Below are 18482 nucleotides of genomic sequence, written 5' to 3'. Positions count from 1 at the left end.
CCCCTATCTCTGTGACGAACGCGCCGACGCGAGGGCGCGTGCCAGCGAGCCCAAGCATGCGAACGCGAGAACGACGACAAGCAGCGCCGCGCCGGGCAGCGCCGCGAGCCACCAGTACCCCGCGGAGAGGTACTGCATGGACTCCGACAGGATCACGCCCACGGCGGGCTCGTCCGGCGAGAGGCCAAATCCGAGGAACGTGATGGACGCCTCATGCAGGATCGCGTGCGGGAACATCAGAACGACACCCACGAGCAGCTGCGGAAGCACCGCCGGCAGCACGTGACCGCGCACGACTTGCCAGGGCGTGGCGCCCGCGGCGCGCGCCGAGGAAAGCCAGGGCTGCTCGCGCAGCTGCACGATCTCTGCTCGCAGGACACGCGCGAGGCTCGGCCAGTGCGTGAGGGCCACGCCAACCGTGACGCCCACGGCGCCGCGGCCAAGCGCATAACTCACGAGGATGAGCAGCACGATGTGCGGGATGCCCATCACGAGGTCCACGAGCCACGACACGGCGGCGTCTGCCACACTGCCGCCGAGTGCCGCCACGCAGGCGAGCGCAAACGCGATGACGCCCGAGCACGCCGCCGCGAGCAGACCCACGAACACCGAGGTGGAAAGGCCTGCAAGCGTACGGGCGAGCATGTCTCGACCCATCCAGTCCGTGCCAAAGGGGTGTGCGGCGCACGGTGCGAGGTTCTTGGCCGCAAAGTCGCTCGCCACGGCGGCACCCGCAAGGTACCTGCCCGCGACCACGACGAGCGCGAGCAGCGCGCAGGCCCCCACGAGGCCGGCGAGCATGAGTCGTCGGTTGCCCAGGCGACCCCGCTCGGGCGCGTGGAACACGGTGCGAGAACCGTCCTCGCCATGATATCCGCCCCCGTCACAGCAGCCGGAACGCGCCATGCGTGCCTGGGACCCGTTGACCGCGCTACCCACGGGACCTCGCCTCCCGCCCACGCACGCGCGGGTCGATGACGCCATAGAGCACGTCCGCGAGGGCGTTGCCCGCGAACACGACGAGCGCCGAGACGAGCGCGATGGCCACGAGCAGCGGCGCATCCCCGCCAAGGCCCGCCGTGACGGCCGCCTGGCCAAGGCCGGGGTAGGAGAACACCTGCTCCACGAGCACCGAGCCGCCAAAGACCTCGCTCACGCTTGACAGCTCGATCGTGAGCGCGGGCACGACGAGGTTTCTCAACCCATGACGGGCGAGCAGCGCGAGGCCAGACTCGCCTCGGCTGCGCGCAAAGCGCACGTAGTCACTCGCCATGACGTCAATCGTCTTCTCGCGCGTGTGCAGAGCGATGCCGGGCATGTTGGACACGGCAAGCACCAGGGCCGGAAGCACGAGGTGGTGGAGCCTGTCAGCCCAGCTCACCTGCGAGGCCGCCACGCCCACAGGCACCGAGAATCCCAGCGGAAACCACCCGAGCCACACGCAGAAGACCATGAGGGCCAGAAGGCCCAGCCAGAAGGCCGGCGTGGAGGAGAGCAGGTAGCACGCGCCAAGGGCCACGCGGTCAAGGGCGCCGCCCTCTCGTATCCCCATCGCGATCCCGAGCGCGAGTCCACCGGCCCCGGCGAGCAGCCAGGCGGCAAGCATGAGCGCGGCCGAGCTCGCGAAGCGCTCCCCCACGACCTGCGTCACGGGCCGAGCGAAGCGCAGGCTCTCCCCAAGGTCGCCGCGAAGGGCGCCTGCCGCCCAGTGGGCGTAGCGTTGCCATATGGGCGTCGAGGAACCCCAGTACTGCTCGAGCTCCTCGCGCTGCCCAACACTCATGTGGGCGTAGGACGCCTGCCCCACGTTGGCCCTCACCGGGTCAACGGGCGAGGCCCCCACGAGCGCAAACGTCACGACGCTCGTGGCCACGAGCAGTGCCGCGAGGCGCAGCAGCGCCCTCGCCCATCTCGGCAGGGCCCTTGTCGGCCTCGCCCCCGTCGGGCCCGCCTCCGCAGACCCTCTCTCCAACAGCCCCCTTCCCATCGGCTACTGCCAGCTCCAACGGTCGACGTTGTTGAGCACGGACCAGCCATGACCGTGGGGCTGCAGCTTCTGGCGGGCCACGGTGAGGCCGTCGCGCTTCCAGTACAGGTGGCTCACGTTGGCGAGCCACACCCACGTGGCGTCGCCGGCGGGCGCGATGCCGCCCACGCCATCCCACTCGGACTGCTGCCACAGCGGGTAGGACGCCTCGACGTCATCGGCGGCGAGCGCCTCGTCGAGGTAGGCGTCCACGGTAGCGTCCGAGTAGCACGAGTAGTTCATCGTGCCCGAGCTGTGGCTGAGCTCGTAGACGTCAGAGGGCGAGTTGGAGCCCCAGCCCCAGGTGATGGGGTCGCTGAACTCATGGGGGTAGAGGTCGTCCCAGCCGCCGCCGTGCGCGTTGACCTCGATGCCGATCTGGGCCATCTGATTCGCGAAGGCGTTGGCCATGGACTGGCGCACCGAGTCGCTGGCGGGATAGTAGAGGTCAAGCGAGCAGCGCAAGCCCTCACGCGCGTACACGCCGTCCTCGCCGAGCGCCCAGCCCGCCCCCTCGAGCTGGGCCTTGGCAGCCTTGGGGTCATAGTCGCAACGCATGTCGTCGCTTGCCCACGGCATGCCGTCGCCGATGCTGTAGGCAACCTTGCCGTAGCCGCCCAGGACGTCGTCCACGATCGCCTGGCGGTCGACGCCCAGATTGATGGCGCGGCGCACCTCGACGTTGCATGTCACGTCATTGCCCGCCGGGTAGGTGGCGTCACCGTCGGCACGCTCGGAGCCCGCCGGGATGACGGGCAGCTGGATCCCGCGGGAGTCCACGGTGTCGTAGGCCTCGAGCGAGTAGCCCTCGATCGCCTGGTCGGCAAGCGTGGCAGAGGTGTAGGCCATGTCGACCTGGCCGGCGCGCGCGGCGGCCAGGGCAGCGTCCTCGGCCATGAACACGACGACAACGCGCTCGATGTTGGGCTTCTCGCCGTAGTAACTCGGGTTGGCCTCGAGAATGGCCTGCTGGCCGCGATCCCACTGCACAAGCTTGTAGCGCCCCGAGCCTATGGGGTTGGCGCCATAGTCGGAGCCATAGGCGTGCTCGGGCACGATGCCCATGTTGGCAAGCGTGTATAGCAGCGTGTTGCAGGGCTTGGAGAGCGTGATGAGCGCCGTCGTATCGTCGGGCGCCGTGGCGTCGGCGACCATGGAGAGGTCCGCCTGGGCGTTCTTGGAGCCGCGGATCGTGTTGATGGTGAACGCGACGTCCGCGGCCGTGAGTGCCTGGCCGTCCGAGAACGTGGCGTCGTCGCGGATCTTGAACGTCCAGGTGAGCTTGTCAGGCGAGCATGACCAGTCCGTCGCGAGGTCGCCTGCGAAGTTCATGTCCTCGTCGGTGACGATGAGGGTCGACTGGATAAGGGGCTCGTGCACGTGCTCGCCGCAGCCCCAGTCGACGCAGGGGTCAAACCCGGCGTCCGGCTCGTTCTCGGTGCTCATCGCGATCGTGACCTGATGGGTGGCGTCCACGTCCGAGGCGGTCACGGCGCCCGCGCGCCCACCCCCGTTGCCGCAGCCCGCAAGGCCGCACGCGGCAAGCGCCGCCGCCATGCCGCCGCCCACGAAGGCACGCCTCGTCACATTCGCATCGCTCACTTGAAACTCCTCCCTCGCGCGCGTCACGACGGCGCAAACGCATAGAAATAAAAGGTCTGTCTTGTCGAACAGAAGAGTACTATCGTTCAATGGTATCCGAACGGATTGAACAGACTGTTCCGTAACTAGCATGCAGGAGGCATCGTCCATGCAGTTCGACCTCGACAAGAACATTCGCTACGGCCTCGCCTACTCCGGTGGCGTCGACTCGTGCTACCTGCTCGCAGAGCTCCTCCGCGAGGGCTACGACGTCAAGGCCTACACAATCCTCGACGACCTTCAGATCACGCGAGACACCGACGACTCAGTGACGATCGCCAAGATGCTCGGCGCCGAGCAGGAAATCATCCCCATCAACATCTGGGACGGCCACGAGGATCTGCGCGCCAACCCCTGGGACCGCTGCTACCACTGCAAGTCCATGGTGTTCGGCACCATCCTCGAGCACATGCGTGCAGACGGCCGCACCGTCCTGCTCGACGGCACGAACGCAAGCGACCGCGAGGACCGCAGGCCGGGATTCCGCGCTATCCACGAGCTTGGCGTGCGCTCGCCGCTGCGCGAGGCCGGCCTCACGAAGGACCAGGTGCGCGAGAACTCCGCCAAGCTGGGGCTGCCCACGGCCAACAAGCCAAGCTACGCCTGCTACGGCGCCTACTTCGACAGGGGCGAGGCCATCACGCCCGAATCGCTGAAAAAGACGGTCGACAAGTTCATGGCCTCCCACCCCGACGCGGCAGACCGTGTGCGCACGGACGGCAACATCGATCCGAGCCCGGCCGAGGCCGCCGCACTCGCCCGAGAGAAGGCGTAGCGGAGATGACAAAGGTGCCGGGGTCAACCGTCACACCCAAAGTGGCAGACATCGGGTATGCGCAGCTCGACCTCACACGAGGCGCCAGGTGCGGCGCGGGCGAGGTCGTCTACGGCGAGGGCAAAACGGCCGAGCAGGTCGCCGGCATCGTGGACGCGCTCATCGCCGCAGGCCAGCGCCACGTGCTCGTCACGCGCCTGTCCGCCGAGAAGTTCGAGCGGGCCCGCGAGCTCATGGAGAGCGACACGCCCCTCGAGTACCACGCCGACGCCCGCATCGCCATCGCGGGCGGCATGCCCGTGCAGAGCGGCAACGGCACCATCGTCGTGGCCTGCGCGGGCACGAGCGACCTGCCGGTGGCCGAGGAGGCCGCGCTCACGGCCGAGTTTCTCGGCAACCGCGTCGAGCGCGTGTGCGACGTGGGCGTGGCCGGCCTTCACCGGCTGCTTGCCCACGCCGACCAGCTCGCCCGCGCGCAGGTCATCGTGGCCGTGGCCGGCATGGAGGGGGCGCTCGCAAGCGTCATCGGCGGGCTCGTCTCGTGTCCCGTCATCGCCGTTCCCACGAGCGTGGGCTACGGCGCCAACCTCGGCGGCCTGTCCGCCTTGCTCTCGATGCTCAACTCATGCGCAAGTGGCGTGAGCGTCGTGAACATCGACAACGGGTTCGGCGCCGGCTACCAGGCGAGCCTCATCAACCACCTGCCGGGGCGAGCCCCGGCGCAGACCCACGACGCCCGCCCGGCGGACGCCCAGCGATAGGAGCACCATGGGCAAGACCCTCTACCTTGACTGCAGTTCCGGCATCAGCGGAGACATGACCGTCGCGGCGCTGCTCGACCTCGGCGCGAGCGAGCAGCGCCTGCGCGGGACGCTTTCCACGCTACCCGCCCACGGCTTTGACGTAGCCGTAACCCGCGTGAGGAAAAGCGGGCTGGACGCCTGCGACTTTGACGTTCGCCTCGACGCCGCGCACGAGAACCATGACCATGACATGGCATGGCTCTACGGCCACCTCGACGCCAGCGATCACGAGCACGGGCACGCGCACGTGCACGATCACGAACACGCACACGATCACGAGCGCTCGGCGGAGCACGATCACGCGCACCATCATCACCACGAGCACCGCTCGCTCGCGGACGTCTGCGCGATCATCGACGCCTCGGCCATGAGCGAGCGCGCCAAGGGGCTCGTCCACGCCGTGTTCGGGAAGCTCGCCGAGGCCGAGGCGAAGGCGCACGGCGCCACGCCCGAGACCGTGATGTTTCACGAGGTGGGAGCCGTCGACTCCATCGTCGACATCTGCTCGGCGGCCATCTGCCTCGACGACCTGGGCGTCACCGAGGTCATCGTGCCCTCGCTTGCCGAGGGACACGGCACGATCCGCTGCGCCCACGGCATCATGCCCGTTCCCGTGCCCGCCGTGGTGAACCTGTGCCAGGCCGCCGGCATCGCGCTTGTGCCCGCGCCCGTCACCGGCGAGCTCGTGACGCCCACGGGTGCCGCCATCGTCGCCGCGCTGCGCACGGGCAACGCCCTTCCCGCGAGCTACGCCATCGAGCGCGTGGGCTACGGCGCAGGCAAGCGCGCCTACGAGAACTGCTCGGGCGTGCTGCGCGCCGTCCTCATCGCATCCGCGGGCAGCGACGACGCGGGCGACGGCGACCGCAGCACCGTCACGAAACTCGAGAGCGACCTCGACGACTGCACCGGCGAGGCGCTCGGCCGCGTCATCGAGCTGCTCATGGCCGCCGGCGCGCGCGAGGCGCACGCCATCCCGATCGTCATGAAGAAGGGGCGCCCGGGCCACCAGCTCGAGGTCGTCTGCAACGGGGAGCTCGCGCCTGCGCTCGAGCGCATCATCTTCGAGAACACCACGACCATCGGCATCCGCTCCATGGACATGCGCCGTCACGCCCTCCCGCGCACGCCTGACGGCATCGAAACGCCCTATGGGCGCGTCGCCACAAAGCTCGTCGTGATGCCGGACGGCCGCGTGCGGGCCTATCCCGAGTACTCCTCGGTCATCGAGGCATGCGAGCGCGCGGGCGCGTCGTTCCAAGACGTGTTCCACGCCACGCAGGCGGCCGCGATTAACGCACGCAGCGGCGACGCGCGAGAGGCATAGGGATGGACAAGAGACGCCAGCGCACCCGTGAAGCCATAGAGGCCGCGTTCGTCGAGCTCATCGACGAGCAGGGCTATGCGAGGACCACGGTCCAGGACATCCTCGAGCGCTCCGGCGTGGGACGCGCCACGTTCTACGCGCAGTTCCACGGCAAGGACGACCTGCTCGAAGCCCAGGTCTGCGCCCTATGCGACCACGCGCTCGACATGGGCGCGGCCACGTCCGTCTCGCCGCTCGCCCAGACCGAGCGCGTGTTGGAGAACCTCCTCGACCGCAGGGGCGGCCTGCACGCCTTCATCGTCGACGAGGGCTCCGAGCGCTTCGCCGACTGCCTGCGCCACGCCATCGTCGCCCGCGCGGACGCCGCCGTCCCCGCCTGCCCCAGGGGTGCGACCGCACGCATGAACCGCTCGTTTCTGCTGCACCACATAGCCGCGAGCTTCGTGGGCATGGTGCGCTGGTGGGCGTGGAACGACTTTGCCGCCACGCCACACGACCTCGCAACCGACTACCTCAACGCCATCCTGCCGCTGTTTGGCGAGAGCGCGCCCGTGGAGTAAAACTGTCACAGGCATCGAGCCGGACGCGCCCGCGGCGCAAGCTCGCGGGCGCGTCCGGACAAAAGGAGCACACGATGAGCTATCCCGTCTTTGACATGCACTGCGACACGGCAGACCGCCTGGCCTGGCAGTTCCTCCCGGATGACATCAAGCAGACGTGCGGCATGGACTTCTACGGGCCCGGAGACGCGGACGACCCATCCGCGTGCCGAGACCTCGCGAGCAGCCACTGCCACATCTCGCTCGACAAGGTCGGCGCCACGCCGTGGGCGCAGTGCTTTGCCTGCTACGTGCCCGACGCCCTCTCGCCCGAGCAGGCCACGGGCTTCCACGAGGGCGTCATGTCCCACCTCACGCACGAGGTTGAGCGCAACGCCGGGCGCGTTGTCGCCGTGGCGTCGGCATCCCAGCTCCGCGATGTGCTCGAGAACAGCGGCGAGCCGCACGTGGCGGCCGTCCACACGATCGAGAACGCCCGCATGTTCGCCGCCGACCTCGGCCTCGTCGAGCGCTATGCCGCAGACGGGCTGCTCATGGCCTCCATCAGCTGGAACGCCGCGGGTCCGCTCGCGAGCGGCCACGACACGCACGAGCACGTGAGCGAGCTCGGCGCGCGCGCAATCGCGGAGATGGAGCGCAACCGCGTGGTGCTGGACGTCTCGCACCTCAATGACGAGTGCTTCGATGACGTCTGCCGCCTGAGCACACGCCCCTTCGTGGCGAGCCACTCGAACTCCCGCGCCGTCTGTGGCCACCGCCGCAACCTCACCGACCGTCAGTTCGCCGAGATTCGCGAGCGTGGCGGCGTCGTGGGCCTCAACTACTGCGACAAGTTCCTCTCGAACGAGGTCCTCGAGGGACATGCCGCGGACGTCTCGTTCGACGAGGTGGCGGCCCACATCGAGCACTGGCTTGACCTCGGCGGTGAGGACGTCGTGGCACTCGGCGGAGACCTTGACGGCGCCGCCGTGCCCTCGCTTCTCGACGGCGCGGACAAGATGCCCGCGTTCCAGGGACTTCTCGAGCATCGCTTTGGCAGCGCCATCACGAGAAAGCTCTGCTACGCCAACGCCCTCGCCTTCTTCGAGCGCGAAGGCCGCTAGCAAAACGAGGGACGGCACCCGTTCCGCACGAGGCGCGCTAGGCGCGACGGACGGCCTTCTCGAGCAGGCGCTCGAGCTCGCCCTCCACCGTCGGGACGCGGCGACAGCGCGGCGCCAGGTCGAGCATGGAGTCAAAGCACGGGTCCATGAGATAGGGGTGGCCAACGGCCTCGAGCATCTGGCGGTCGTTCTCGGCGTCGCCGAAGGCGGCCATGTCCGCCAGGGGGATGTCGAGGACCTCGCCAAGCTCGCGGATGGCCGTGCCCTTGTTGACGTCGCGCATGATGACGTCGATCCACTCGGCGCCCGAGGTCACGACCTCGCACTGCTCGCCGTAGCACTCCTCGAACATGGCGCGCATCTCGTCATTGCGAGACGGGTCCACCATGAAGCTCACCTTGATGAACGCCTCGCGCACCTCGTCGGGACGCTCGATGACGCTGATGTCGTAGCCCTTCTCGCGGGCCATGTAGTCAACGAGCGCAGGGTCGCTGCCATAGCTGTGGCGCTCGCCGGACAGCACGTAGCGGGCTCCGGGCGTCTCTTCGATGAGGCGGCAGATGTCCAGGGCAAGCTCGCGGGGCATCGTGTGGCGCACGAGCGTCTCGCCCTGCCAGATGACCTCGCCACCGTTCTCGCACAGATAACCGATGCGATCGGCCACGGGCTCGAAGAGGTGACGCAGGCTCGCGTACTGCCGGCCGCTCGCGGCCAGGAACAGCACGCCGGCATCACAGACGCGCTCGATGACGGGAAACGCCTCCGGCCGCGGCAGATTCCTGCCGCCGATGAGCAGCGTGCCATCGAGGTCCGTCGCCACGAGGCGGATGTTGCCCTCAAGTCCTGTTGCCATGTCATTACCCCTCTTAACGCAATTACCAGCAGGGGATTATATTCGGTGGGCCCGAGAAACACCGCGGAAAGGCCACCCATGCACTCAGGCTCCATGCCTCGCGTGGTGCATGGTCGGGCTCCCGCCGCAGCTGCGGGCAAACGTGCCAACGCGCTCGTAGCTGCTATCATCTTCTCTCGGATTTCATACGGCCGGACCACGGGCGAAGGCCGCCCGCATCGGCCGCTCGCAAAAGGGAGAAGACATGGATCGCACCAAGATCGTCGAGCTGTACCGCCGCTCGGAGGAGCTCGGCGGACAGGCCGTCACCGTCGCCGGCTGGACCAAGTCCGTCCGCGACATGAAGAACTTTGGCTTCGTCACGCTCAACGACGGCAGCTGCTTCAAGGACCTTCAGGTCGTCATGAACCGCGAGGCGCTCGCCAACTATGACGAGATCTCGCACCTCTCGGGCTATAACGCGCTCGTGTGCACCGGCACGCTCAAGCTCACGCCCGACGCCCAGCAGCCCTTCGAGCTCACGGCCCAGACCATCACGGTCGAGGGCACCTGCGCCGCCGACTACCCGCTGCAGAAGAAGCGCGCCACGGTCGAGTTCCTGCGCACGCAGCAGCACCTGCGCCCGCGCACGAACCTGTTCCGCGCCGTGTTCCGCATCCGCTCCGTGGCCGCCGCCGCCATCCACAGCTTCTTCCAGGAGCGCGACTTCGTCTACGTCAACACGCCACTCATCACCACGAGCGACTGCGAGGGTGCCGGCGAGATGTTCCGCGTCACCACGCTCGACCCCAAGAACCCGCCGCTCGTGAGCGCCGAGGCCGCCGAGAAGAGCGGTGGCGCCCTCACTGCCGGCGACGTGGACTGGAGCCAGGACTTCTTCGGCAAGCATGCGAGCCTCACGGTCTCCGGCCAGCTCAACGCCGAGAACTTCGCCATGGCCTTCGGTGACGTCTACACGTTTGGCCCCACCTTCCGCGCCGAGAACTCCAACACGACGCGCCACGCCGCCGAGTTCTGGATGATCGAGCCCGAGATGGCCTTCGCCGACCTCAACGACTACATGGACAACGCCGAGGCCATGCTCAAGTACGTGCTCACCACCGTGATGGAGAAGTGCCCCGACGAGCTGGCCATGCTCAACAAGTTCGTGGACAAGGGCCTGCTCGACCGCCTGCACCACGTTGCCACGAGCGACTTCGCCCGCGTCTCCTACACCGAGGCCGTAAAGATCCTCGAGAAGGCCGTGGCAGACGGCCACAAGTTCGACTACCCCGTGAGCTGGGGCATCGACCTGCAGACCGAGCATGAGCGCTTCCTCACCGAGGAGCACTTCAAGCGCCCGACGTTCGTGACCGACTACCCGGCCCAGATCAAGGCCTTCTACATGCGCATGAACGATGACGGCAAGACCGTGGCCGCCGCGGACTGCCTCGTCCCGGGCATCGGCGAGATCATCGGCGGCTCGCAGCGCGAGGAGCGCCTTGACGTGCTGGAGCGCCGCATCCACGAGCTGGGCATGAACCCCGAGCAGTACAAGTACTACCTTGACCTGCGCCGCTACGGCTCCTGCAAGCACGCCGGCTACGGCCTGGGCTTCGAGCGTCTCGTCATGTACCTCACGGGCGTGGGCAACATCCGCGACGTCCTGCCCCACCCCCGCACGGTGGGCAACGCCGACTTCTAGGCCACAAGCGTATCTTCGTTGACGCAAACGGGTGTCCGCCACTGCGGCGGACACCCGTTTTTCTTCCACCCACATGGGTCCTTCGGAAGTCTGGCATGAGAGGCCACTCCCTCATCGGCGCCGCCGCTGCAGGCCCGCGGGGACGGACGGCGCGCAACGCTGCGGAATGGGAAGGCTAACGGCGGGCCTGGGCCACGCTGTTCCTCTCGACAAGCGTCCCGGGGATCCTTATGGCCGTGGTGGGGCCGTCCGGTCGCTCCGGCACAGCATAGTCGAACGCGGTGTGCCCGCGCGCGGCCATGTCGAAGCGGACGGTCGTGAGCTCGCTTCTCGGCACGTAGTCCGCAAGGGAGTCGTCGACGCCCACGACGCTCACGTCCTGCGGCACGCGCAGGCCACGGTCGCGCAGCGCGCACATGACGCCGTTTGCCATCTGGTCGTTTGCTGCGTAGACGGCCGTGAAGTCGTCGTCCTCATCGAGCATGCGGCACGCGATCTCATAGCCGCTGTCGGCAGTCCAGTCACCACGGAGGGGTTCGACGGCCTCGAGCCCCGCTCCCGCGAGCGCGTCCCTCCAGCCGGCCTGGCGAAAGCTCTCGTCAACGGAGTACTCCGGCCCGGCGACGTAGCGAATCTTGCGGTGCCCGCGCGACAGGAGATGGTCCATGAGCATGAGCGAGCAGCCGTACTGGTCCGAGTCAACGGTCGTGCAGCGCGGGTGGGCGTACATGGAGACGATGACGCAGGGCAGCGCCGCGAGCGGCACGAACTGCTCAAAGTCCGGCGCAAGGCGGCTCATGCCGAGGATGACCCCGTCAACCGGAAGAACGGACATCGAGCGCACAGCCCCGGCAAGCGACCAGTTCTCCCCCTTGCTCACCTCCATGAGCGTCACGGCATACCCGTGCTCGCGGGCCGCGGCAGCAACGCCGTCGAGCATCGTGAGGTTGCCGACCTCGGTGACGTCGTTGACGCACAGGCCAACGGAGCGGTACCTGCCGCCACGCAGCGACCTACCGGCATAGCTCGGACGAAACCCGAGCTCGTCCATGGCGGCCTTGACGCGCTCGCGCGTCTTGTCGCTCACGTTGGGCATGTCGTTCACAACGCGCGAGACGGTCTGCTGGGACACGCCGGCGACGCGCGCCACGTCTGCCATGCTGACGGCCTTCCGCGTGTCTGCGGCACCGCTCGCCTCGCCATTGTGCGTCCTCGCCATGTCAAACGGCCTCCCACGCATATCAATATATTAACCAGCAGCCATCATAGCCAAGCGGAGGCGTCGCGCAGGCCCGTGCCCCGAGGGCGCCACTCGCGGACGATTTGCGCACGGCCACGGGAGTGGTGGTTCCGCCCCGTCGGCGATATGAGTACGTTAACATACTGAGATAGCACGAGTTATTGGCTTTCGGCGAGAGGCCAACCTTCCCTCGCCGAGCGGAGCTGTCAGGGAGAAGCATGGTTAGCAAGCAATCGTTTGGCACCGCGCCGGACGGCACGCCCGTCTCGGCGTTCGAGCTCGCGGACGGCAATGCGCTCGTTCGCGTCATGGACTTTGGGGCAACGCTTCTGGGCGTCACCGTCCCGGACCGCGAGGGCACACCCGCGGACGTGGTCCTCGGGTTTGGCTCGCTCGGGGGATACCTCGACAACCCCGCCTGCTACGGTGCCACGATCGGGCCGTCGGCCAACCGCACGGACGGCGGCGAGGTCACCATCGGCGGCGTCAGGTACCAGCTGCCGCAAAACGATGGGCCGGACAAGCGCAACAACCTGCACACGGATCTCGACCACGGCCTGCACAAGCGCGTCTGGCACGCCGAGGCAGAGCCCCGCTCATGCTCCGTCACCTTCTCGACCACCCTCGAGGACGGGGAGCTCGGGCTGCCCGGCAGGCGCACCTTCTCGGCCACCTACACGCTCGCGACAACGGAGGCCGGCAGCGACCTCACCATTCGCTACGCCTGCGAGACGGACGCGCCCACGTTCGTGAACATGACGAGCCACACCTACTTCAACCTCGCCGGGCACGATGCGGGCAGCGTGGACGCGCAGCTCGTCTCGCTCGACGCCACGGACTTCCTGCCCATTCGCGAGGACAGCGTTTCGGCCGGCGAGGTTCGCCCGGTCGCCGGCACGCCGTTCGACTTCCGTACGGCAAAGCCGCTCGAGCAAGACGTCGGGGCAGACGACGAGCAGCTCGCCCGCGCCCGCGGCTATGACCACTGCTTCTGCATCAACGGGTTCGCAGAAGGGGCGGCCCCGCGCCACGCCCTGCACGCGGAGGACCCGGCCAGCGGACGCGTCCTCGACGCCCTCGTCACGACGCCCGGCGCCCACCTCTACACGGGCAACTGGCTTGGCGACGAGAACGCCAAGGACGGGGCCTCCTACACCCCGCGCGACGGCTTTGCCTTCGAGCCGGAGTACTGGCCCGACAACATGCATCACGCGGAGTGGAACCACCCCGTCTGCGAGCCCGGCCGCCCCTACGGCCAGACCATCGTCTACCGCTTCTCGACGCGCTGAGGCGCGCCCACGCAGAAAGGAACCATCATGACAGCAAGCGTTGCGCCCGAGCTTCTCGGCCACGTCACGAGCCTGTTCGAGGACGCCTTCGGGCCGGTGGGCGCCAAGGCGCTCTACGTCCACGCGCCCGGCCGCTCCGAGATCGCCGGCAACCACACGGACCATGAGGGCGGCCATGTCATCGCCGCCGCGCTCGACGTCTCCGTCGACGGGCTCGCGTGCGCCAACGGCACGGACGTCGTGCGCGTGGCCTCGGAGGGCTACCCCGCCTTCGAGCTTTCGCTCGACTCGCTCGAGGCCCGCGAACAGGAACGCGGCACCACGGCCTCGCTCGTTCGCGGCATGGCCCACGAGGTTGCTGAGCGCGGTGGCAAGCCAGCGGGCTTTGACCTCGCACTCACCTGCACCGTGCCCTCCGGCGGCGGCCTGTCCAGCTCTGCGGCCATCGAGGCGGCCCTGGGGCGCACGATGGAGGCGCTCTGGGACGTCGAGCCCGCCGAGCCCGTGGCGCTCGCCCAGGCATCGCAGCGCACGGAGAATAACTACTACGGCAAGCCCTGCGGCCTCATGGACCAGGCGGCCGTGTGCCTGGGCGGCCTGGCGTTCATGGACTTCGAGAACGCCGGCGAGCCCAAGACCAAGAAGCTCGAGCTTAGCTTCGAGGACTTTGGCTATGCCCTCTGCCTCGTGAAGGTGGGGGCAGACCACGCCGCCTCGACGGACGACTACGCCGCCGTGCCCGGCGAGATGCAGGCCGTTGCGGCCCGCCTTGGCCATGCGCGTCTGTGCGAGGTGGACCGAGAGGCGTTCGACGCCCAGCTGCCGGCCCTGCGCGATGAGTTCGGCGACCGCGCCATCCTGCGCTGCATCCACTACTGGCACGAGAACGCGCTCGTCGACGAGCGCTGGCGCCAGCTCAACATCGGCGACATGCAGGCGTTCCTCGAGCTCACGCGCGAGAGCGGGGCGAGCTCCGCGATGTATCTGCAAAACGTCGTCGCCTCGCTGGGCCCCGAGCAGCCCGCGATGTACGCCCTTGGCCTGGCCGAGCACGTCCTCAAGGGGCGTGGCGCCGTGCGCATCCACGGCGGCGGCTTTGGCGGCACGATCCAGGCGTTCGTCCCGCTCGAGCTCGTCGACGAGTTCACGCGCAAGATGGACGCCTGGCTCGGCGAGGGCGCGAGCCGTCGCTATCGCGTCACTGACGAGGGGGCGTATGCCGCATGGCTGTAGTCACGAGCGAGCAGCTGCGTGGCGCCGCCCAGGGACTCGCAGACTACGCCGCGGCGCACGGCCTCACGGGGACAGATGATCGCGTGTGGGCCTACAACGCCATCCTTGAGTGCGCAGGCGCCACGGGCCCGGCCCCGGCACCAGGCTGGATTCTGGGGACGCCCGCGCCAGGCGATGCGTTTGACCTCGACGCCACGCTGGCCGCAATCTCCGAGGCCGCCGTGGCCAACGGCGTCGCAGACGACACCGCAAGCGGCCGTGACCGCGCGTCCTGCCGCGTCATGGGCCTGCTCATGCCCAGGCCCTCGCAGGTCTCGGCACGCTTCCACGAGCTTGCCGCGCATGACCCCAAGGCCGCCACGGACTGGTTCTATCAGCTGTGCTGCGACGCCGGCTACGTGCGCCGCTCCGCCATCGCGCGAAACGTCAAGTGGTCCACGCCCACGCACTGGGGAGACCTCGAGATCACGATCAACCTCTCCAAGCCCGAGAAGGACCCGCGAGAGATTGCCGCGGCGGGCGTCGCCGCCAACGACGGCGAGAAGTACCCGGCCTGCCAGCTGTGCATCGAGAACGAGGGCTACCCGGGACGCGCCGCGAGCGCGCCGGGCGGCGCCCACCCGGCGCGCCAGAACCTGCGCATCATCCCTCTTGAGCTTGGCGGCGAGCGCTGGGGGCTGCAGTACAGCCCGTACGCCTACTTCAACGAGCACTGCATCGCGATGAGCGCGCACCACCGGCCCATGCACATCGACCGCGCCACGCTCGGCTGCCTGCTCGACTTCGTCGACACGGTGCCCCACTACTTCATCGGGTCGAACGCCGACCTGCCCATCGTGGGCGGCTCGATCCTCTCGCACGACCACTTCCAGGGAGGCGCCCACGAGTTCCCCATGATGCGCGCCGCCACGGCCGAGACGTTCGCGATGGCCGCACACCCCAACGTGGGCGGCGAGGTCCTCGAGTGGCCGCTGTCCGTCCTGCGCCTGACCGCAGCCAGCCGAGACGAGCTGCTCGGCGCCTGCGTGCACGTCATTGACGCCTGGAGGTCCTGGAGCGACGTCGCGGCCGGCGTCATCGCCCGCGACGAGAACGGCACGCCGCACAACACCGTGACGCCGGTCATCCGGCGCGTCGGCGAGCGCTACGAGGCCTACCTCGCCCTGCGCTGCAACGTCACGACCAGCGAGCACCCGCTGGGGGTGTTCCACCCGCATGCGGAGTATCACCACATCAAGCGCGAGAACATCGGCCTCATCGAGGTCATGGGGCTGGCAATCCTGCCGCCGCGCCTCGTGCCCGAGCTCGAGGCCGTGCGCGGGCACCTGCTCGCGGGTGACCTTGACGCCCTCGAGGCAGACGAGCTCACGGCAAGCCACGCCACCTGGGCCCGCGACGTCTACGCCCGCCGCGCCGCCGAGCTCACGCCCGAGGGTGCGCTCGACGTCCTGCACGAGGAGGTCGGCGCCGTCTTTGGGCGCGTGCTCGAGAACGCCGGCGTCTTCAAGTGGGACGAGGCGGGCCGGACCGCCCAACGGCGCTTCCTCGACAGCCTGTAGGCACCTCGACCGCAGGTGCCCCAACCATCACCCTCAACGAGAGCGGCCCCGCGGACACACGTCCGCGGGGCCGCTCGCTGTCATATGGGCCAGACCCTACGCCAGGACCTCGGAAAGGATCTCGCACAGCGCGTCGACGTCTGCCTTCGTGCACACCAGGGGCGGCAGGAAGCGCAGCGTCGTGGGGCCGGTCGCGTTGATGATCGCACCCTTCTCGAGCGCCTTGGCCACGAGCTCGTGGGCATCGGGCAGGCCCTCCTCGAGCTCCGCACCCAGCATGAGGCCGGCGCCGCGGACCTCGGTGACGTGCGGCAGGGACGCAAGCTTCTCGGCCAGGTAGGCACCGACCTCGCGCACGTGGGGCAGGTAGCCCTCGCCGGGCACGCCCTCGGGCGCGGTGCCGCAGGTGAGCTCGGCGAGCACGGCGTCGGCCGCCGCGCAGGCAAGCGGGCCGCCGCCGAACGTGGAGCCGTGGTCGCCGGGCTTGAACGCCTCGGAGATCTCCGCCTTTGCCACGCAGGCGCCCATCGGCACGCCACCGGCGATGGCCTTGGCGAGCGTGAAGACGTCGGGCACCACGTCATAGCCCTGGAAGGCAAGCGCGTGGCCCGTGCGGAACAGGCCCGTCTGCACCTCGTCGCACATCATGAGGGCGCCGTGCTCGCTCGTGAGCCTGCGCACCTCGGCCATGAACCCGGGCGTCATGGGATGCACGCCAGACTCGCCCTGGATGGGCTCGAGCATGACGGCACAGATGTTGGAGCCACGCTGCTCGAACACGGCACGCAGGGCGTCGACGTCGTTCGCGTCGATGGCCAGGAAGCCACCGGGCAGCGGCTGGAACGGGTCTTGCGCCCAGCCCTGCATCGTGGCGGCGATCGTCTCCATCGTGCGGCCGTGGAAGCTCTTGTTGAGGCATACGATGTCAAAGCCGCCGTTGCCGCCGCGCTTGGCCCACAGGCGCGCGAGCTTGATGGCGCACTCGTTGGCCTCGGCGCCGGAGTTGCCAAAGAACGTGCGCCACTGCTGCGGCTCGTCAGGGCTCGCGTCCTTGGGCGCGCCCTGTCCGGCGTTGGCGAGCTGCGCGATGCGGCGCGCCACCTCACCACGGTGCTCGATGTGGAAGTAGTTGGAGATGTGCAGCAGCTTGCCGGCCTGCTCGGTCACGGCCGCCTCGAGAACCGGGTGCCCGTATCCCAGGCAGTTCACGGCGATGCCGCCAAGGAAGTCCAGGTACTCACGACCGTCGTCGGCAACGGCGTACATGCCGTGACCGCCCACGAACTCCACGGGAGAGCGGCCGAACGTGTGCATCACATAGGCGTCGTCAAGCTTCTTGGCATCGTCTAGGGACATGCGAAAATCCTTTCCGGTCATGCGCGGCAGGTGTCGCGCAGCTCGTGCTAGTTGTTCACGGCCAGACGGCTCGCGAGCGTGCCGAGCGGGTGCTCGTCGTACTTGAGCGCCTCCTCGGTCGAGTGCATCGTCGTGCCGATGCCCTTGTCGGTGAGCAGCTCGATGAGCAGCGAGTGGGGCGTCTTGCCGTTGATGACGTGGGAGCGGAACACGCCCGCGTGAAGGGCATAGCAGCAGCTCTCGAGCTTGGGAATCATGCCCTTGTCCACGGTGCCCGAGGCGAGCATGTCCTCCATCTCGCGCAGGCTCATGTTGGAGATGAGCGAGTTCTTGTCGGAGAAGTCCATGTAGACGCCGTCGACGTCCGTGAGGTAGACGATCTTCTGCGCTCCGATGGCCGCCGCCACGTGGCCGGCGGCGACATCGGCGTTGATGTTGTAATAGCCGCCGTCCTCGCCGATGCCCACCGTGGCCACCACTGGGATGTAGTCGCTCTTGATGAGCGTCTCGAGGTAGGTGGTGTCAACGTGCTCGATCTTGCCCACGCGGCCAAGCTCGGGGTTGAGCGTGGAGCACACGATGGTGCCCGCATCGGAGCCGGCGACGCCCACGGCAAGGTTGCCGTGGCGGTTGATGGCCGTGACGAGGTCCTGGTTGACCTCGCCCACGAGCACCTGGCGCACCACGTCCATGGCCGCCGGCGTGGTGACGCGCTGGCCGTCCTTGAACTCCACCGGGAAGTTGAGCGCGTCGAACGCCCTGTTGATGGCCTTGCCGCCGCCGTGGACGATGACGACGTTCACGCCCAGGATCTTGAGCAGCACGATGTCGCTCATGACGTCGGCGCGCAGCTTCTCGTCAACCATGGCCGCGCCGCCGTACTTCACAACGACGGTCTTGCCCGTAATGTTCTTGATCCACGGCAGCGCCTCGAACAGCACCTGGCCGGTGCGCTCGTCGGTGTCCTTCGCGCGCTTGCTCGTGTCGACTGCGTACTTCATGCAAAACTCCTAGCTGGAGGGGAGGCGAGAAT

Annotated in this window: 16 protein-coding genes; 9 read left to right on the top strand and 7 right to left on the bottom strand. The window is 68.3% G+C overall.

Features of this window, described 5'->3' with window-relative positions:
• Positions 1-3: 3 nt before the first annotated feature.
• The 3 genes from Pcatena_RS01325 to Pcatena_RS01315 are packed head-to-tail and all read right to left on the bottom strand — an operon-like array spanning position 4 to position 3628.
• Positions 4-939: an ABC transporter permease gene (locus tag Pcatena_RS01325; protein WP_232619863.1), complete on the bottom strand. Its 936-nt coding sequence runs from the start codon at positions 937-939 to the stop codon at positions 4-6.
• Entirely contained in the window at positions 932-1972 is a 1041-nt protein-coding gene (locus Pcatena_RS01320; protein WP_232619862.1) for an ABC transporter permease, read from the bottom strand. The genes Pcatena_RS01325 and Pcatena_RS01320 overlap by 8 nt, the downstream gene beginning before the upstream one ends.
• 18 nt (positions 1973-1990) lie before the next feature.
• Positions 1991-3628, bottom strand: coding sequence for an ABC transporter substrate-binding protein (locus Pcatena_RS01315; protein ID WP_232619861.1), 1638 nt, complete (start codon positions 3626-3628; stop codon positions 1991-1993).
• A 148-nt stretch (positions 3629-3776) separates the two neighbouring features.
• Between Pcatena_RS01315 and Pcatena_RS01310 the strand changes: the two genes are divergently transcribed.
• The 5 genes from Pcatena_RS01310 (at position 3777) to Pcatena_RS01290 (ending at position 8235) form a co-directional block, all read left to right on the top strand.
• Positions 3777-4442 (top strand): adenine nucleotide alpha-hydrolase family protein, encoded by a 666-nt coding sequence (locus Pcatena_RS01310; RefSeq protein WP_126420926.1) that lies wholly within the window; start codon positions 3777-3779, stop codon positions 4440-4442.
• 5 nt (positions 4443-4447) lie between these two features.
• Positions 4448-5203, top strand: coding sequence for a nickel pincer cofactor biosynthesis protein LarB (larB, locus tag Pcatena_RS01305; RefSeq protein ID WP_126420924.1), 756 nt, complete (start codon positions 4448-4450; stop codon positions 5201-5203).
• A gap of 7 nt (positions 5204-5210) precedes the next feature.
• Positions 5211-6572: a nickel pincer cofactor biosynthesis protein LarC gene (gene larC, locus Pcatena_RS01300; protein ID WP_126420921.1), complete on the top strand. Its 1362-nt coding sequence runs from the start codon at positions 5211-5213 to the stop codon at positions 6570-6572.
• 2 nt (positions 6573-6574) lie between these two features.
• The gene (locus Pcatena_RS01295; protein ID WP_126420919.1) at positions 6575-7132 is read left to right on the top strand and encodes a TetR/AcrR family transcriptional regulator; all 558 of its coding nucleotides are present in this window, start codon (positions 6575-6577) and stop codon (positions 7130-7132) included.
• 74 nt (positions 7133-7206) lie between these two features.
• Positions 7207-8235 (top strand): dipeptidase, encoded by a 1029-nt coding sequence (locus Pcatena_RS01290; protein ID WP_126420917.1) that lies wholly within the window; start codon positions 7207-7209, stop codon positions 8233-8235.
• Between the two features lie 37 nt (positions 8236-8272).
• Here the strand turns inward: Pcatena_RS01290 and Pcatena_RS01285 are convergent, their stop codons facing one another.
• The gene (locus Pcatena_RS01285) at positions 8273-9088 is read right to left on the bottom strand and encodes an HAD-IIB family hydrolase (RefSeq protein WP_126420915.1); all 816 of its coding nucleotides are present in this window, start codon (positions 9086-9088) and stop codon (positions 8273-8275) included.
• A 244-nt stretch (positions 9089-9332) separates the two neighbouring features.
• On the opposite strand from Pcatena_RS01285, the gene asnS reads away from it, so the two are divergent.
• Positions 9333-10772, top strand: coding sequence for an asparagine--tRNA ligase (gene asnS, locus Pcatena_RS01280; protein WP_126420913.1), 1440 nt, complete (start codon positions 9333-9335; stop codon positions 10770-10772).
• Positions 10773-10947: 175 nt separating this feature from the next.
• Here the strand turns inward: asnS and Pcatena_RS01275 are convergent, their stop codons facing one another.
• Entirely contained in the window at positions 10948-11991 is a 1044-nt protein-coding gene (locus tag Pcatena_RS01275; RefSeq protein WP_232619860.1) for a LacI family DNA-binding transcriptional regulator, read from the bottom strand.
• 239 nt (positions 11992-12230) lie between these two features.
• Between Pcatena_RS01275 and Pcatena_RS01270 the strand changes: the two genes are divergently transcribed.
• The 3 genes from Pcatena_RS01270 to Pcatena_RS01260 are packed head-to-tail and all read left to right on the top strand — an operon-like array spanning position 12231 to position 16093.
• Positions 12231-13301 carry an aldose epimerase family protein gene (locus Pcatena_RS01270; RefSeq protein ID WP_126420911.1) on the top strand — a complete coding sequence of 357 codons (1071 nt, stop codon included), beginning with the start codon at positions 12231-12233 and terminating at the stop codon, positions 13299-13301.
• Between the two features lie 27 nt (positions 13302-13328).
• On the top strand, positions 13329-14534 hold the full coding sequence (locus Pcatena_RS01265) for a galactokinase (RefSeq protein WP_126420909.1): 1206 nt from the start codon (positions 13329-13331) through the stop codon (positions 14532-14534).
• Positions 14525-16093, top strand: a complete 1569-nt coding sequence (locus Pcatena_RS01260; protein WP_126420908.1) for a UDP-glucose--hexose-1-phosphate uridylyltransferase — start codon at positions 14525-14527, stop codon at positions 16091-16093. The genes Pcatena_RS01265 and Pcatena_RS01260 overlap by 10 nt, the downstream gene beginning before the upstream one ends.
• A 96-nt stretch (positions 16094-16189) precedes the next feature.
• Here the strand turns inward: Pcatena_RS01260 and Pcatena_RS01255 are convergent, their stop codons facing one another.
• Positions 16190-17449, bottom strand: a complete 1260-nt coding sequence (locus Pcatena_RS01255; protein WP_126420906.1) for an aminotransferase class III-fold pyridoxal phosphate-dependent enzyme — start codon at positions 17447-17449, stop codon at positions 16190-16192.
• Positions 17450-17496: 47 nt separating this feature from the next.
• Entirely contained in the window at positions 17497-18450 is a 954-nt protein-coding gene (argB, locus tag Pcatena_RS01250; protein ID WP_126420904.1) for an acetylglutamate kinase, read from the bottom strand.
• Positions 18451-18482: the final 32 nt, after the last annotated feature.

Origin of the sequence: Parolsenella catena (assembly GCF_003966955.1) — a bacterium.
Taxonomy (GTDB): domain Bacteria; phylum Actinomycetota; class Coriobacteriia; order Coriobacteriales; family Atopobiaceae; genus Parolsenella; species Parolsenella catena.
The sequence above is the reverse complement of the archived record's forward strand: the minus strand, read 5'-3'. Positions and strand labels throughout refer to the sequence as shown.